The sequence below is a fragment of the Taibaiella soli genome, from assembly GCF_003236175.1.
In the GTDB taxonomy this organism is placed as follows: domain Bacteria; phylum Bacteroidota; class Bacteroidia; order Chitinophagales; family Chitinophagaceae; genus QKTW01.
Genome location: NZ_QKTW01000020.1, coordinates 49,385 through 62,893 on the forward strand (window position 1 = coordinate 49,385; position 13,509 = coordinate 62,893).

Annotated in this window: 9 protein-coding genes; 4 read left to right on the top strand and 5 right to left on the bottom strand. The window is 42.6% G+C overall.

What is annotated here, in order from left to right; translation table 11 throughout:
• Positions 1 to 8 precede the first annotated feature (8 nt).
• From DN068_RS15310 to DN068_RS15325, 4 genes are all read right to left on the bottom strand, one after another.
• Entirely contained in the window at positions 9 to 656 is a 648-nt protein-coding gene (locus DN068_RS15310) for a DUF47 domain-containing protein (RefSeq protein ID WP_110999812.1), read from the bottom strand.
• A 487-nt stretch (positions 657 to 1,143) separates the two neighbouring features.
• Entirely contained in the window at positions 1,144 to 2,196 is a 1,053-nt protein-coding gene (locus DN068_RS15315) for an ABC transporter permease (RefSeq protein ID WP_110999813.1), read from the bottom strand.
• A 116-nt stretch (positions 2,197 to 2,312) separates the two neighbouring features.
• On the bottom strand, positions 2,313 to 3,425 hold the full coding sequence (locus tag DN068_RS15320) for a BT_3928 family protein (protein ID WP_110999814.1): 1,113 nt from the start codon (positions 3,423 to 3,425) through the stop codon (positions 2,313 to 2,315).
• A gap of 154 nt (positions 3,426 to 3,579) precedes the next feature.
• On the bottom strand, positions 3,580 to 4,119 hold the full coding sequence (locus DN068_RS15325; RefSeq protein ID WP_110999815.1) for a DUF1599 domain-containing protein: 540 nt from the start codon (positions 4,117 to 4,119) through the stop codon (positions 3,580 to 3,582).
• A 44-nt stretch (positions 4,120 to 4,163) separates the two neighbouring features.
• Between DN068_RS15325 and folP the strand changes: the two genes are divergently transcribed.
• From folP to DN068_RS15340, 3 genes are all read left to right on the top strand, one after another.
• On the top strand, positions 4,164 to 5,018 hold the full coding sequence (gene folP / locus DN068_RS15330; RefSeq protein WP_110999816.1) for a dihydropteroate synthase: 855 nt from the start codon (positions 4,164 to 4,166) through the stop codon (positions 5,016 to 5,018).
• A 507-nt stretch (positions 5,019 to 5,525) separates the two neighbouring features.
• Positions 5,526 to 7,004 (top strand): C1 family peptidase, encoded by a 1,479-nt coding sequence (locus tag DN068_RS15335; RefSeq protein WP_110999817.1) that lies wholly within the window; start codon positions 5,526 to 5,528, stop codon positions 7,002 to 7,004.
• Between the two features lie 164 nt (positions 7,005 to 7,168).
• Positions 7,169 to 7,753 carry a hypothetical protein gene (locus tag DN068_RS15340; protein WP_110999818.1) on the top strand — a complete coding sequence of 195 codons (585 nt, stop codon included), beginning with the start codon at positions 7,169 to 7,171 and terminating at the stop codon, positions 7,751 to 7,753.
• Between the two features lie 88 nt (positions 7,754 to 7,841).
• Here DN068_RS15340 and DN068_RS15345 read toward each other — a convergent pair whose 3' ends face one another.
• The gene (locus DN068_RS15345; protein ID WP_110999819.1) at positions 7,842 to 10,181 is read right to left on the bottom strand and encodes a T9SS type A sorting domain-containing protein; all 2,340 of its coding nucleotides are present in this window, start codon (positions 10,179 to 10,181) and stop codon (positions 7,842 to 7,844) included.
• 446 nt (positions 10,182 to 10,627) lie between these two features.
• Here DN068_RS15345 and DN068_RS15350 point away from each other — a divergent pair, with 446 nt between their 5' ends.
• On the top strand, positions 10,628 to 13,453 hold the full coding sequence (locus DN068_RS15350) for a discoidin domain-containing protein (RefSeq protein WP_165836414.1): 2,826 nt from the start codon (positions 10,628 to 10,630) through the stop codon (positions 13,451 to 13,453).
• Positions 13,454 to 13,509 lie beyond the last annotated feature (56 nt).

The window sequence follows — 13,509 nt, forward strand, 5'->3', positions numbered from 1 at the left end:
GAAACAGATTAAGAGTATTTGATGATAATAGACTCAATGACATTCGCTGCATCTTCACATTTATCTGTTACGATTTCGAGCATCTGGAACAAGTCTTTTTTCTTGATCAGTTCAATCGGGTTGATATTGGAAGAGAACAGCCCGATCATTGCTTTATCGAGCAGCTCGTCGCCTTCGTTCTCAAGGCTGTTGATTTTTACACATGCTTCGGTGATAGAACGCAGATCGCGCATATTACGAAGCTCTTTTACTGCTTTGTTCAGTTCATTTACCGAACGGTGGATGATATCTGCAAAGCCAACTGTGATAGCATCTTTCTCATGAATGCTGTAATTGACAATTCTTTTGGCTGCGCCCCAGATGTAGTCGGCAACATCGTCGAGTGATGTAGCGAGAAAGTGAATGTCTTCGCGATCAAAAGGAGTAATGAAATTACGGCCCAGCTCAATAAAGATACGGTGGGTGATCTCATCGTTTTTGTGTTCCAGTTCTTCCAGGCTTTTCAGCAAAGAATCACGACGAGCGTAATCCTCTTCAGAAACCGCTTTTTTAAACACTTCACTCATTTGCACCAGAGAAGCGGTTACTTCTTCAAACAATCCGTAGAATACACGGTCTTTCGGCATGAACAGTTTTACAAAAGATCCAAACGCCATAATTCGTTTTAGTTAAAAATTTGGTCGCAAAATTATCTCTTACAAAGGGCTATGTTAAGTCTTAACACAGAATTAATAATTTCTTAACCTTGATTGTGAATAAATAATTATTATAAATTTAAATGTTTATTGTCTTTATATCGCTGATGTCTGATTTCCTGCTATCTGATTTGAAAGGAAATTCTGGAAATCTTGTATAAATACGGGAATCCATGGTGTTGGTCAGGAAGCTTTGTGTGTTCGCGGAACTGCTCGCACAAGAGTAAAAGATGAACTGCGGTCAATCTTTTGAGTCGCATTAAACATTGTTTGGTTCTGCGGGCAAAAGTATCTGTTAATATTGTCCTGACACAATGATAATTCAAACTTAATAATTTGGTAACAGTGAGGTTAAAAATGTTTCGTATGACGTTGATAAAGAAAGTATAATAGGATATGCGAAACGTGTTGTTTGTGTAAAAAGAAGTGTGTATTGAATGAGGTGCGATTATAAACGGACGCGCGGATCGATCTTGCTGTATAGAATATCGGTCAGCAGATTAACGATGATAAAGATGAATGCAGTGAGTAGTACAGCGCCCATAACCAGGGGAAAGTCAAATTTGTCGAGGGCATCAACCGTTATTTTGCCAACGCCTTTCCATCCGAAGATGTATTCGACGAAAAAAGAACCCGCCAGTAATTCGGCCAGCCAGCCAGAGACTGCGGTAATAACTGGGTTAAGCGCATTAGGTAAGGCATGCCGGAAGATAACGCGTGTTTTGGTCAGCCCTTTGGCATTGGCTGTGCGGATATAGTCCTGTGATAAAACATCCAGCATAGCGCTGCGGGTCAGCTGTGTGATGATCGCCAGCGGACGAATGCCTAGTGCTAACGCCGGTAAAATCAGATTGCGCAGCATGAGTCTTTTTCCTTTGAATGCATCATATTCCCAAAGGCTGCCCGTCATATTCAGGCCGGTAATGCTGTGCAATAAAAAGCCGAAGAAATAAGCAATCAGTAAGGCTGCGAAAAAGGAAGGCATAGAGATGCCCGCTACACTCGCCACGATTGAAGATGTATCAAGCCAGGTATCTTTTTTGAGTGCAGCTAACGTACCGAGTAAGATGCCAATGATAGTAGCAAACGTCATTGCTGCCAGTGCTAGTATAATGGTTCCGGGTAATGCTTCTGAAAGTACGGCGCTTACTTCTTTTTTGGTGCGGTAAGAACGGCCGAGATAAGGCCATTTGGCAGCAATGCACCTGGAAGAAAGCGGAATCAGTTTTTGATAATGGTACTTTGTTTGTGTGGCCGAATCATTCTCGTGCAGTCCGATCGGTGAAAGGTCATTCAGGTAAAGGCAATAGCGCAGCCACATCGGTTTGTCTAAATTCAGGTCGCGGCGTGCATTTTCAATGGACGCAAGGTCGCTGCGCTGGCCCATTACCAGTCGTGCAGGATCTGCAGGTAGTACGTTGAACATAAAGAACACCAACGTTACCACACCCCAAAGAATAAACAGGCTGTACCTGATTCGTTTTGCTAAAAACCTGATCATCTATTTAGTTGACAGTTCTCAATATTAATTGACAACATTAATTTGAGTTGACAATTGACAATGGTGTTGGGAGTCAATTTGGGAAAACTGTCAACTGTCCATTGTCAATTGAAAATTTAGTTATGCCAATCCACTTGTTTCGGATAGTCACGGAAGCTCCATTTGTTGACTACCGTGCCATTATTCAGTAACATGAGACCAGGATTGGTGCGCATGCCGGTTTTGCTTGCTGTATTGTCTACCACCAGCAGATTGAATTTGGTCAGATTCCATTTTTGCAGGAATGCCATAGTGCTCGGCTGGTCAGAGGAAGACAATATATAGGTTGGGATGTTTTTCGCTTCGGCTGCGTCCAGCAATTGTTTCAAACGATCCATATTGTCGGTCCGCGCTTTGTTGACATCGCGAACAAAGAAAAGAAACACATAACCCGGTGCTTTCAATACTTCATCTGTGTGATCATTGCCTTCGTAATCGCTCAGTTTAAAATCCTTGATTGCCGCTTCACCCGTACCTTCTTTAATCAGTTTGGTTTTGCTGTCCACAAATTTCCAGGTACTGTCCTGCCATGGATAATCAGCGGTTGTGAAATCTTTCTTCACACCGTCTTTTTCATAAGTCAATACCGTTTCAAAAACGGGAGGCTGAGCGCCTGGCGGCAGTTGTGATTTCTCGTAGAGATTATTGCCAATTTTATAAGGCAGACAATCGTAGAAAGGCAGATGTTCCAAAACATACCACTGAATACCAAATGCAAAGAATACTGTAATGATCATCAGGGCCAGGCTAGGGTAGCCGCTGAACAGCGGTTTGATGCGCTTGCGGAAAATCCAGAGTACAATGGCCATTACCAGCAGCGCAACATCCTTATAAAAGGTTTCGGTATTCGTTATTTTAATACAGTCACCAAAACAGCCGCATTCTTTGATTTTTCCGGAGAATAAGACATAGGCAGTGAGGAACGTGAAAAACGTAATCAGTAATAATAAAAGCATGGAGAAGACGCGCTGCGCAAAACCGAGTAACAAAGCCACGCCGGCAATGATCTCAAAAGCGATCATCAGTACAGATAATGACAGAGACCAGGAAATGAGACTTGGCATATGCCAGACCTCAAAAAACTCCATCATTTTATAACTTAATCCAAGCGGGTCATTTGCCTTCACCAGTCCTGAGAAAATAAACAGAACGCCTACCACAATCCTTAGTAACCAGAGAACGTATTTCATTATTGATAGATTGTTGATTTATGATTTTTGATTGAGTGTTTGGGTTGTAGAGACGTAGCATGCTACGTCTCTACGCTATGTTGTGCCCTTCGCCTCCGCTCAGGGTGACAGTATGATTAAACATGTTGACGTTTGACGTTTCACCATTGACCATTCACGATTCACCGATCTTGATCAGTGCAAACATTGCATAGTTTACAATATCGGCAAAGTTCGCGTCAATTCCTTCTGAGACTAAAGTTTGTCCGTCGTTGGCAACAATCTGGCGAACACGCAGCAGTTTTGTGAGAATAAGATCTACAAAAGATTCCTGCGACATATCGCGCCATGCTTCACCATAGTCATGATTTTTTTCCAGCATCAGGTCTTCGATTTCCTTTGCTTTTGCTTCATACCATTGCTTTGCTTCATCGAGGCTTAGCTCAAAAGGTGTCTCCTTCGGCAGCACTTCCTGTACCATTGCGATAATGCCATAGTTCACGATACCTACAAATTCGCTTTCAATACTATCACCGATTTTCTGTTTGCCCGTTTCCTGTATCTGGCGGATGCGCCATGCTTTAATATATATCTGGTCTACGATAGAAATGGTGCGGAGTACACGCCATGAAGTACCATAGTCCTTTGCTTTTTTTACATATAAATCTTTACAGCGGGTAATTACCTCGTGATATTGTTGGAGCGTTTTTGTCATCTGTGTAATATTGTGTGCGATGCTGAAAGCATTGTTTTAAAACGATGAGTTCCAAAAATACACTTTTACCCATACAAACCACCCTTCAAAGCCGCGGCCAGCTGCTCAATCTTGAATGTCCTGTTGTAATGGGTATTCTCAACGTTACGCCGGACAGTTTCTATACTAAAGGACGGGACAGCGATGCAGATGGTTTGCTGCGAAATGCTGAAAAAATGTTAAACCAGGGCGCCAGGATCCTTGATATTGGCGGCGCTTCTACAAGGCCGGGTTCAGACATCAGCGACGCAGAGGAGGAGCTGGCCCGTGTAATACCTGTTATGAACGCCATCAGCAATCGTTTTCCGGAAGCATGGTTGTCGATCGATACATATCATTCTAACGTAGCGAGGGAAGCCATACAGGCCGGTGCGCACATCGTCAATGATATTAGCAGTGGCAAGATCGATGCGGAAATGATGCAGATTGTAGCTGCGCTGAAAGTACCTTATATAGGTATGCATATGCAGGGCGTACCAAAAAATATGCAGGAAAATCCGCAGTATGAAAATGTAACTGTTGAGGTGCGGAAAGGTCTCGGAGATATGTGTCAGCAGGCGTCAGAAGCGGGCATTACTGATATTGTTGTTGATCTGGGTTTTGGTTTTGGCAAAACAGTGGCGCATAATTTCGAATTGCTGCGCAATATGCATACTTTTCGGATGCTTGGAAAGCCAATACTGGCAGGACTTTCGAGAAAGTCGATGATCTGCAAGACGCTTCATGTAAATCCGGAACATGCTTTAAATGGTACCACAGCACTAAATATGGTGGCGCTGCAGCAGGGCGCCAACATACTTCGGGTGCACGATGTAAAGGAAGCCGTTGAGGTAATTTCTTTGTTCCGAGCTTTGAAATAATGAATAGAAAATAATAATTTATTTTTTGTTAATGCATTTTGCATTGATAAATGCGGCCACTCATTATTTGGGTGGCCGCATTTATATGTGTGTTTAATAATGTCTGAAATGCAGTTGGGATATGGGTTTTGGTGAGAATTTTGATATGTAGAATATTTTACACAAACTAAAAATCTCAATAAAGCTTCAAAATATCGATGTGTTTTATGTATTATTTTATAAATGATGTAGGGAAACGTTCTTTTTCATGATTTAGTATAAACTGAAAAAAAAAATAGATCACAATTTGTTTTTTTCTAATACTATTTCGTAATTTTTCTTTCTACCCACCCGTCATTCCCACCAATTCCCCAATTTTCCCACTCCATGATTTCACCTTTGTTGGTTCATAAATTGTTTAACAGGTCAGCGTCCTTTCGTTTCCCAATTTATCGACTTGCATAGACTAATTGCGTTGAAAACAGCAAACAGTAACATTTTAACCAAAACAAAAAACAATTGTAGTCTATGTTCAGAAACAAAACTACCCGCTTGTCGATCTTAGCTTCTCTGCTATTCTCTAGTTTAATCGCAACAGCGCAAACCAATGAAACTCCTCTCGTAAATGGCCACGGTACCGGTCTTATTTCATTAACGCCACAACAAATAGCCGAACAACCTCAGGTAAATTGGGACATCCTGGCTAAGTATTCACCTTTAAAAAATGCAGCATTACAACGCACCACAGGTGCCAACGGTGTTATGCTCCCAACCCCGCCAATCATGGATCAGGGTCAGCAAGGCAGCTGTGTGGGATTTGCTTACGCAACAGCAATGAGTATTATGCTGGATGAAGCAATGGGAAATGTTGCCTGGACAGCTGATATTGTACGCAGCCCGGCTTATATCTATAATCAGATTAAAGGGAGCAGCAATTGTGCCAGCGGCTCTAGTCCGGTAAGCGCGGCAAGCCTGTTGGCTAGTTCTGGTGTTTGCTCCTGGAATGCGATGGTGTACAATCAGCTTGATTGTTCCACAATGCCTACCAGTGCACAAAATGCGCTGGCTGCACAAGTAAAAGGTGGCACCAACGGTGGTAACGCCTGGTTGAACGGCAGTTCAATAACCGATTACAAAAATGCGCTGAACTTAGGTTATCCGGTTGCCGGCTGCATCAACGCTAGTACTTTTGCAGTAAACGCTCAAGGTGTGATCACGAGCTACACCAGCTCTGGTGCTAACCACTGCGTTTGTGTGGTTGGATACGACGACAGTGCACAATTGTTGAAAGTACAGAATTCATGGAGTGCTTCATGGGGCGCTTCTGGTTTCTTCTACGTTCCGTATACTGCCGTTGCGGGTAATTTCTTCTGTGGTGGTGCAAACGTAATTTATGGTGTTAGCTATGGCAGCGTTACTCCGCCGCCAACACCTCCAACACCTCCGACACCGCCAACGCCAGTAGCTACAAATGCTACTTTCTTTACTAATTGCAGCTACGGTGGTACGTCTGTAACGCTGGCCGCAGGTAATTACAACAGTAGTGATCTGGTTGCTAAGGGCATTGGAACGAATACGATTTCTTCATTGCAGGTGACTGGCTGTAAAGTGACTTTGTACGCTAAGGCAAACTATACAGGATCAAGCAAAATTTATACAGCGAATAACTCATGTCTGACTATTGATAAGTTTGACAATAAAACCATGTCGCTGAAAATAGCTGCTACTACAGCTGCTTTGGCTTCTGTAAATGAAGCTACGGGCTTTGATGTAGAAGTTAGTCCTAATCCTGCAAGTGACAAGTTGGTTGTGCATATTGATGGCTCAAACGAAGCGGCTCATGTACAACTGATGAATCTGCAGGGGCAGGTTGTGATTGACAGAACTGAAACTATTAATGGTTCTACTGATGTGACTGTAGAACGCGGTTCATTGGCCGCTGGTATGTATATTCTGCAAGTAGTGCAGGGTAGCAGCCGCGATCAACAGAAAGTAGTTTTTAACTAGTTCGGAAAAAATTATAGCAAGAACGAAGCAGTCGCCTGTGGCGGCTGCTTTTTCTTTTATTTAAACATAAAATGAAGAGGAGCTTTGCGAAAAAAAATTTGCAGTATTATTGCAGCCCTGAAAAAGCGGGTGATCCCGTTTTGATTTAATTAAACCAAGCAAAAGTGAAAAAAATCCTATTCAGTATTTCTTTACTGACGTCTATTTATTCGAATGGACAATCCGTCATTCAATGGGACGGTCAATATCAGTTGCAGTTTTCCGATTTCCAGTCAAAAGCGACGCAGCTCACCGGCGCAAGAGTATATAGTATTAATCCTGGTGACAGAATTAGTTTTGCGTATAACACGACTAATGGTCAATTACTGTTCACCAAAAACTTTAATTCCACTGTCAGCTGCTCTTTTAACCGGGAGATCGCCGCGCTAATGGCTCCCGATGAAGAAACGGCAAATGCTTTATTGAACTATGCACGTTACGAATTTGACCTTTCGGAATTGTACGCACGAAAATTGAGAAAGCGTTTCTATGAAGGAAAAACTATCGCGTCAGGAATAACGTTTTTTGATCCGTTGTATGATGCCGTGCAGAAGGAATATTCTGCCAGGAACGGGCTAGATGCGCAAGAGACGGACATGGGAAGGAATGAAATACTGCTGAAGGAAAAACATGAGCAGGTGCTGAAGGAAATTGCGGATTTGGAAGATTTTTGCAAAACATGCAAACCAGCTAAAAAGCATAAAGTATAGTTCTGGCTACATTCCAGTGTTTCAGACTGATAATATGCAAAACGAGCAACGAAAGAATCGTTGCTCGTTTTGTTTTATTCTGTTTGTCTTACTTGCTTATTTTCTGCGTAGCGCTATGGCCTTCGTTAGTAGTAACGCGTATTAAGTAAATACCGCTGGTCAATTGTGTCAAACCATCAATCGTATATACTGTAGCACCTTTTTGGAAGAATGCGGATATGCTGACTAAGGTTTTGCCACTGAGATCGATTAATGAAATTGTTCCTTTTATGTCAGTCCCTGTATTAACGGTAACGTTCAGTTTGTCCTTAAATGGAACAGGCGTTACTTGATTAATAGCAATTTCAGGTGCGGTAGCAGTATTGTTCCCTTCTCCGTTCAGTTTTACCACGTTGCTATAAGAAAATTTATCGTTATTGTCCACCATTTTCAAACGATAGTAAGCAACGCTCCCGGTACTGTAAGCAAAAGAATAGTTGTGCGTCAACGTTACTTCTGTCGCAGCATTTACGACTCCGATTACCGTGAAGTTATTGCCGTCTGTGCTATGTTCTACTTCAAAATGATGAAGGTCTTTTTCTTCTGTTGTAGTCCAGGTTAGATTATCCACATTATTATTTCTGTTACCTAAGAAGGTGATTAGCTTCAGTGGCAGTGGTGCTATTAGATTTACCTGTGCAGATGCAGGGCAATTGTATGCATTATTAGCTACTAGCGTGTAGACTGCATCATCTACCGCTTTTCTGTAATCAGGTATTGTGTACGTGTTGTTTGTTGCTCCGGCGATGTTTATGCTGTTTTTTCTCCATTGCATAGAACCTACAAGGCCGGTTACCGTTGCCGTGAGTGTTACATTTGGTGCTGCTGCCAATACATCAATTGTTGAATTGACTACAGGAGGAGGATTGACACTTACCGTGTATGTTACTGGTGTACCTGTTGCATTCTGTGTACCTGTTTGTGTTTGATAGGTCTTTACCGGAGTCATCGTATAAGTAACAACACCTGGCGTGATACCGTTATTAGCCAGTGTATTATTGATAGCTGGTGCGGCGACAGCATTATTTGCCTGTCCGGTAACAGTTCCGGAAGTCAACACGGAAGTCCAGGTATATTTGGTATTGCTTATATCTGCAACAGGTATTCCCGTTGGAGTCGTGTTGCCACAGATGGTTTCCGAAGCAGCAGCTGCAATTGGGATACGATAGGTCGTAACTTTTGAAGTGTCGTCGTTTTGATTCGCGTCAATAAATCCGGTAGGCGCCGTTACATAAGCGGTTGTATTCAACGAATCGTCAGTATTACCAGTAAAGTTAGCAGTACCGGTAAACGTGAATGTGCTATAGCTATTTGCTTTGAGTGTAAGCGTGCCATTATATTGACTGCCGTTATAGCTGCCAGCAGTGAGTGCATTACCTGCAGTTACGGGCGTAAAGACGGGATTGCCTGAAGGACTGAAATTAGCAGGCAACAAGTCTGTAAAATTTACACCCGAAATATCGGTTACATCCTCATTATAGACATTTACATTGTAGGTTACTGTGCCGCCTGGAGATACAGTAGTTGTACCTGTTTTTACGACCCGCAACTGTGCGGGGGAGCTCACCACAACGTTTCTAATTTCGTGTATGTCCGTAAAAGAACCAGTAGATGCCGCAACACCAATTTTAAGTGTTGCCGGTGGAGGCGTATTGATTGTGTACGGGGCAATTACCTGCACCATTGGGCCATTAAGACTAGCCTGCATAGAAACGGATACCTGGTACTTACCGAGGGGGCTATTATAAATAATGGCGACTCGTCCTTTAAGAAAATAGGCACTTTGTGCAGGCCGTGTAGCTGCGTAACCATAGTCGAACCACGGTATGCCAAGCGGGGTATTGGATACTGCTGTGCCCGTAAGATAGGGATAACCATCGGTAGCAGCACCATGCATTGATACGCTTTCTCTAACATAGCCCGGACCGCCACCCCAGGAAGAAAAACCTCCGTATTCGTCAAAGCCAACACCAACATAGCCACCCGACAGGCCATTGTATCCCAAAAAGCCACCATAACCGCCGATAGTAAAAGTTCCGGGGCCATAGGAGCCGTCAAAAAGAAAAAGAGAAATCCCATCGGCCGGAGTACCGCTTGTTTTACCCCAGCAGGCAAGTTCAAATTCGGCCACAAAGCCTGTGGTAGAAGGAAATGCCTGATTAAAGTATGCATAGCCTGCCTGGTTAGCAGTTGCATCGGTAAGACGCAGATAACCAGAACCCACAGGATCAATACTGTTAGCTGCGGTAAGGTACGCGCTACCTCCAATGATAAGAGAGTTGGCCGTAGTTCCCGTACAAGGTTCATTAAAAGATATTTGACTAATTGCTTTATTGCTGAATAAACCAAGTGTTGCCAGTAGCAGTGATATTTTGAATGTTTGTCTCATATTTATATATGATTAATTACATGCAAATTTCCGCAAGAAATGGGCCTGGTGCAGGACTAATAAGGCATAAAACTGATCCAATCGGACATTTTAAACAGGGCAACCCTGCTTAAAGATGTATTTGTACAGTGTAAAAAGTCAGAAACTACTTTATCTAAAGTAAAAGCTTGCCGGTTTTTGATACGGCATTTCACTCAAATTCACCATGTAAAGCTGCTTTTTGAAATTTTTTTTGTTAAGGTTGCTAACATATTGAATTAAACGCTGTATATACTGATTGCCAGAGTTTGTTGGTAGTCAAGTGCTCATTGAATCAACTAGTTTATATACTGCTTGTTTTTTGATTGTTAATTGACTGGTAATCATTTATTTGTGTTTTTGTTTGGCATTCTGTTTGTGTTTTCAGCATTGCTCAGTTGGGCGATTTTATGAAAAAAATGGAATTCATGTCTAAAAGAACTATTCGATTATCAATTTTGATTTCTTACCTGTTAACAGGTGTAAGCGCATTCGCTCAAAATTCCCAGACACCTATTGTGAATGGGCATGGTACAGGGGCGCTGCCTATTCCTCACGAAAAAATGGCCACATTGCCAAAGGTAAATTGGGACACATTGGCGAAGTATACGCCGGTCACAAATAGAGCAATGATGAAAACCACGGGGGCGAGTGGGAGCGTTACTTTACCAACTCCACCTATTATGAATCAGGGTGCGCAAGGTAGCTGTGTTGGTTTTGGATTTGCAGCATTGATGAGCATCATGCTGGATGAGGCAATGGGAAATGTGCCGTACACAAATGATATTGTGCGTAGCCCCGCTTATATCTATAACCAGATTCACTCAGGGAATTGTGGAACGGGATCATCTGTTGATGCTGCAGTTAATTTATTAGGTAAGGATGGTGTCTGTTCCTGGAATGCGATGCCGTACAACCAGTCTGATTGTGCCACTCAGCCAAACAGCGCGCAAAATGCATTAGCCGCTCAGTGCAGAGGCGGTGTTACAGGCGGTAATGCATGGCTGACTTCCAGCTCTTTGACAGACATTAAAAAAGCACTGGACCTTGGATATCCGATTGCTGCAACCATTGATATTTCCGATGCTGTGTTCAATGGGCAAGGAATACTAACCAGCTTCAAAAAAAATCTCGATCACTGTGTATGCATTGTTGGGTATGATGATAATACGCAATTGGTAAAAGTGCAAAACTCGTGGGGGACCTGGTGGGGCGATAACGGCTTTTTTTATGTTCCATATACCTCAGTTGCCGATACTTTTTTTCTCGGTTTAAATGTTATTTATGGCGTCAACTACAACAGTCAACCGCTGCCTTTTGCCGGCATTCAGACTTTGCCAAGTACTGCAGCAAAGCTAAGTGGTACAGTAATCGGTAGCAGTGGGTCATGGAATAATAATCCGGGTCTGGTGAAGGAAAAAGGTTTTGATGGAGACGTCAATACTTACTATGACGCTGCTCTTCCCAGCGGTCAATGGCTGGGGCTTGATTTAGGAAGCACAAAAAACATCCGTTATATAAAATTCAGACCACGTCAGAGTTATGAAAACCGCATGCAGGCTGGGCTTTTCCAAATAAGCGGTGATAGTAGCTTTACAAACCCGGTTACCCTTTATGCCGTACCTTTTGATACGCTTCAATTCAAAGATTATTATGTAGGAAGTACTAACGGCAATGGTGTCAATGCAAGGTATATACGATATATAGGTTCTGGCGGCGGCGCTTGTAATGTAGCAGAGATTACGATAATGACGGATGCGAATGCAACGTCTACATCTTTTGTAAGTACGCAAACCACAAGTGGCTCGGTTGCACAGCTTACAGGTACCGTGATTGGTAGTACCGGTTCGTGGAACAATAATCCAAATGCGACAAAGGCCAGTGCTTTTGATGGCAATATCAATACATTTTTTGATGCGCCTACAGGCAATGGTCAGTGGGTAGGGCTTGATTTGAGTACCGCTCAAAACATTAGCTATATTAAATTCAGACCGCGTCAAGGTTATGAAGACCGTATGTATGGTGGTAAGTTTCAGATAAGCACAGATGCTGCGTTTACGAATCCGACTACTGTTTATCAGATTCCAAACAGTCCGCTTAGTTTTCAGGACTACTACATTGCAAGTGTTGATCCTAATGGCGTATCCGCAAGATATGTGCGTTATCTGAGCCCTGATGTTGGTTTCGGTAATGTAGCAGAAATTACGGTGATGAGTGCTGCCAGTTCTGTAAATACATCTTTTGTAAGTACGCAGGCCACAAATAGAATAATTACACTGTTAACAGGTACTGTAATTGGTAGTGCCGGTTCGTGGAACAATAATCCCTATGCGACAAAGTCCAGTGCTTTTGATGGTAATGTCAATACATTTTTTGATGCGCCTACGGGCAATGGTCAATGGGTAGGACTTGATTTGAGTACCACTCAAAATATTAGCTACATTAAATTCACACCACGTCAGGGTTATGAAGACCGCATGTATGGAGGTAAGTTTCAGATAAGCACAGACGCTGCATTTACGAACCCGACTACGATTTACCAGATTCCAAACAGTCCGCTTAGTTTTCAGGACTACTACATTGTAAGTGTTGATCCTAATGGTGTGCCTGCGAGATATGTGCGCTACATGAGTCCTGATGGTGGTTTTGGTAATGTGGCAGAAATCTCTGTGATGAGTATTGCGGCAACTCCGGTCACAGCGGCGATTTTTTATACTGATTGTAACTATGGCGGGACTTCCGTTTCGCTACAGCCGGGTAGCTATAATATGAGTGATTTAATTGCGGATGGAATCGGTAATGACGCATTGTCTTCTTTAAAAATTATGAATGGGTATACCGTCACTTTGTATTCTGACGCAGACTTTTCGGGAGTTCCTTTAACTTTAACACTCAGCAATACATGTCTTCTTTCCTATAATTTTAACGATCTAACTTCTTCTATAAAGATTTCTTCTTTGGGTACCGCAGCACTTGGTTCTATAGAAAATACCGCAGGGGCACCATTGTCGATGCAGTTAAGTCCAAATCCTGCTTTCGATAAAGTTCAGTTACATTTTGACGGCGCTAAGGCTGGCGAAATCAGTCTTCAGGTTTTAAACCTGCAAGGCCAGACAGTAATCAACAAAACATTGGTGCTCCATGAAGGAAGTAACGATCTTACATTGGAACGTGGTTCATTGCCCGCAGGTATGTACATCATAAAGGCTGCGAGTGACGATAATCGTGCAACGGCAAAAGTTGTTTTCGAATAACTGTCTTAAATATTTAATTCCGGAAGACAGATGCATTAAGAATGCTATCTGCAGAT